Source organism: Streptomyces glaucescens (genome assembly GCF_002154375.1).
GTDB lineage: Bacteria > Actinomycetota > Actinomycetes > Streptomycetales > Streptomycetaceae > Streptomyces > Streptomyces glaucescens.
Genome location: NZ_MUND01000519.1, coordinates 1 through 3476, shown reverse-complemented (window position 1 = coordinate 3476; position 3476 = coordinate 1). Strand labels below are relative to the sequence as shown.

Genomic DNA, 3476 nt, shown 5'->3' with positions numbered 1-3476 from the left:
CGGCGCTCCGGGAGCGCCGGTCCCTCCGGGAGGCGGCGGGGGCGATGCCGCCGGTACGGCGGGGGAGCGCGCGGAGCCGGGGACCGAGACGGCCACGGCGGGGCGGGAGAAGGCGCCCGCGAACGCGCCCGCCGGAACCCGGGGCAAGCCGGCGGCGAAGGCGCCGGCGAAGACCGCCGCCAAACCCGCCTCCCGTGCGCGCAGGTCGCCACGCAAGTCGACGGGGAGCGGCGGGCCCGCGCGGCGGGGCGGTGACGGGCCCGAGGAGAACTGAGACCGGGACACACGACGGGGGCAGGTGAGGACATGGGCACGACGTACGAGACCGGCACGGAGGGCGGGACCGGTGCGGGGGACGCGACTGGCACGGGGAGCGCGACCGCCGGTACGGGCGACGCCGCCGCGCTGATCGCGGAGATCCGCCGCGTCCTGGCGCGCGTCGACGCGCACGCGGCCCGCGCTGCCGACCCGGACACCTCCGCGGCGGCGGCCGGCGAGGACACGCCCGCGCCCGCCGGGGAGCGGGCCGTGGCCCTCGTACCGCCCCGCACGGGCCCGCTCGACGTGCTCGTCGCCTGCTTCGGCCTCACCTCCTTCGAACGGGACCTCGTCCTGCTCACCGCGGCACAGGAGCTGGAGCCGACGACCGCCGCGCGGTGTGCCGCCGCGAGCGGCGACCCGGAGCGCGCGTACCCCACCTTCTCCCTCGCCCTCGCCGCCCTCGCCGAACCCCACTGGAGCGCGCTGACCCCTCTCGCGCCGCTGCGCCGCTGGCGGATCGTCGAACCCGCCGACGACACCTCCCTGACCACCGCCCGGCTCCGCCTCGACGAGCGCGCCCTGCACTTCCTCCTCGGCTCGCCCTACCTGGACGCCCGGCTGCACGGCCAGTTGCGCCGCGCCCCGGTCCCGGACCGGCTGCCGCCGTCGTACGACCTCGCCGCGGACCGGATCACGACGGCCTGGACGACGGGCGCCCGCGCCGACGTACCGCCGCTGGTCGAGGTGACCGGCGGCGACCCGCGCAGCCGGGCCGACATCGCCGCCGCGGCGGCCGCCCGTGCCGGACTCGGCCTCTACACCATGAACGCCGAGGACATCCCGGCCGACCCCGCCGAACGCGACCGGCTGGCCCGGCTGTGGCAGCGCGAGGCGATCCTGCTGCCGGCCGCCCTGCTGGTCGAGGCGGGCGAGCTCGACCGGGACCAGCGGGCGGCGACCGAGGCGTTCCTGGCCGGGGCCGCCGTACCCGTCGTGGTGTCCGGGGCGGAGCCGCTGAGCGCGGAACACCCGCACGGCACCCGGGTTGCGGTGCCGCGCCTGGACGACGAGGAACAACTCGCCGTATGGGCCGACGCGTTCACCGGCACCGGCCTCGACGAGGGCGAACTGCGCTCGCTGGTCGCCCAGTTCCAGCTGATGCCGCACGTCGTTCGCACCGCGGCCGACACCGTACGCCGTGACCTGCCCGGCGAGGACGAGCCGGACGCCGCGCGCCTCGCCTGGCGGGCGGGCCTGGAGGAGGCCCGCCTGGGGATGGACGCGCTGGGCCGCCGTATCGAACCGCAGGCCGGCTGGGACGACCTGGTGCTGCACGAGCGGCAGACAGCCGTGCTCCGGGAGATCGTCGCCCACGTACGGCAGCGGCCCACCGTCCACCAGCAGTGGGGCTTCGCCGCCACCCTGCGCCGCGGCCTCGGCGTCACCGCGCTGTTCGCGGGCGGATCGGGGACCGGCAAGACGCTGGCCGCCGAGGTGATGGCGAAGGAACTCGGCCTGGACCTCTTCGTGATCGACCTCTCCCAGGTCGTCAGCAAGTACATCGGCGAGACCGAGAAGAACCTCCGCCGGGTCTTCGACGCCGCCGAACGCGGCGGCGCGCTGCTCCTCTTCGACGAGGCCGACGCCCTGTTCGGCAAGCGCAGCGAGGTCAAGGACAGCCACGACCGCTACGCCAACCTGGAAGTCAGCTACCTGCTGATGCGGATGGAGGCCTACCGCGGCCTCGCCGTCCTCACCACCAACATGAAGAAGGCCCTCGACACCGCCTTCCTGCGCCGGATCCGCTTCGTCGTCGACTTCCCCTTCCCGGCGGAGCACGAGCGCGCCGAGATCTGGCGCCGTGTGCTGCCGGCGCGGGCGCCGGTGAAGGACCTCGACCCCGCCCTCCTCGCCCAGCTCACCGTGGCGGGCGGCTCGATCCGCAACATCGCGCTGTCCGGGGCGTTCCTCGCGGCCGAGGAGGGCGAGGCCCTCCAGATGCGGCACATGCTGGCCGCGGCCCGCACCGAGTACCTGAAGCTGGAGCGGTCCCTGACGCCGACGGAGGTGCGGGGATGGGCGTGAACCCGCGCGAGATCAGCGTGAACGTGGGTGAGTTGGCCCTCACCGGCTTCCAGGCCGACCCGGAGCGGGTCTCGGCCGCGTTCGAGCGGGAGCTGACCCGGCTGGTCCGCGAGCACGGGGTGCCGCTCGCGGCGGACGGTGCCGTGACCGTCGAGGCCCTGACCGGCCTCCCGCCGCTGCCCGCCGGACTCTCCGCGCGGCGGCTCGGCCAGGAACTGGCCCGCGCGGTGCACCGAGGACTCAGCGGCCACGGGGAGGTGACGCGGTGAGCTCCCAGACGCAGCAGGACCGTGCCGAGCAGTCCGCCGAGCAGCGGCGCCGCAAGCGCAGGGAACGCGCCGCCAAGTCCCGTACCCCCGAACCGAAGAACATCGTCAGCGGTGCCGGCCAGCCCCTCGACCCCGGCGTCCGGCGCGAACTGGAGGAACAGCTCGGCCACGACCTCAGCCGCGTACGCCTGCACACCGGCCGCGACGCCGGCCAGCTCACCGGACTCCTCGGCGCCGACGCGGTCGCCGTCGGCCAGGACGTCTTCTTCCGCGAGGGCATGTTCAAGCCCGGCACGGACGAGGGCCGCCGCCTCCTCGCCCACGAACTCCTGCACACGGTGCAGAACCCGCACGGCCTGGGCGCGCTGCGGGCGGGGCGCGAACTGGGCGCGGTGAGCCTGCCGCAGCAGGCGATCGAGCGGGAGGCGCAGGGCGCGGCGCAGGAACTGGTGCGCGAGCCCGGGCAGGACGCCCCGCGGGTGGAGGAGGGGCAGGCCACGCCCGGATGGCTCCGCTACGCGACCGTGGACGCGGACCGCGCTCGGACCGAGCAGATGGACCCGGCGACCCTCGTGGACCGGGTGGCCAACGCGGTCGTGCGCTCCCTGCGCGGCGACCCGCAGGACCTGTCCCTGCGCACCCGCAAGCAGCTCTCCCGTCTCCCGCAGGAGATGCTCGACGCCGTCCTCGTCCGCCTGGAGCGGCGCCTGCTCAGCTCCGAGCACGAGCGGGTGCTCGGCCTCGTCGACGAGATCGAGGCGTACGACGACTACGCCGACGACGACCTGGAGCGCCACGCGCACGACGCCCCGCAGATCGAGCCGGACACGGCCGAGGAGGTGCGCGCCGAGCGCGAGCAGG

Annotated in this window: 3 protein-coding genes and 1 pseudogene; all 4 read left to right on the top strand. The window is 75.6% G+C overall.

Annotated features, from left to right (window positions below; genetic code table 11):
• Positions 1–274 (top strand): annotated as a pseudogene (locus tag CCN42_RS43880) (DUF4255 domain-containing protein); the annotation flags it as partial.
• A 32-nt stretch (positions 275–306) separates the two neighbouring features.
• The gene (locus tag CCN42_RS30150; protein ID WP_086740373.1) at positions 307–2346 is read left to right on the top strand and encodes an ATP-binding protein; all 2040 of its coding nucleotides are present in this window, start codon (positions 307–309) and stop codon (positions 2344–2346) included.
• Positions 2337–2615 carry a hypothetical protein gene (locus tag CCN42_RS30145; RefSeq protein WP_086740371.1) on the top strand — a complete coding sequence of 93 codons (279 nt, stop codon included), beginning with the start codon at positions 2337–2339 and terminating at the stop codon, positions 2613–2615. The genes CCN42_RS30150 and CCN42_RS30145 overlap by 10 nt, the downstream gene beginning before the upstream one ends.
• On the top strand, positions 2612–3476 hold an 865-nt coding region (locus tag CCN42_RS30140; protein ID WP_143662058.1), incomplete at its 3' end, for an eCIS core domain-containing protein. The genes CCN42_RS30145 and CCN42_RS30140, both read left to right, overlap by 4 nt.

Bases quoted from the DNA above. Each gene is read 5' to 3' on its own strand.
- CCN42_RS30145 (WP_086740371.1), top strand. From the start codon at position 2,337: ATGGGCGTGAACCCGCGCGAGATCAGCGTGAACGTGGGTGAGTTGGCC.
- CCN42_RS30150 (WP_086740373.1), top strand. From the start codon at position 307: ATGGGCACGACGTACGAGACCGGCACGGAGGGCGGGACCGGTGCGGGG.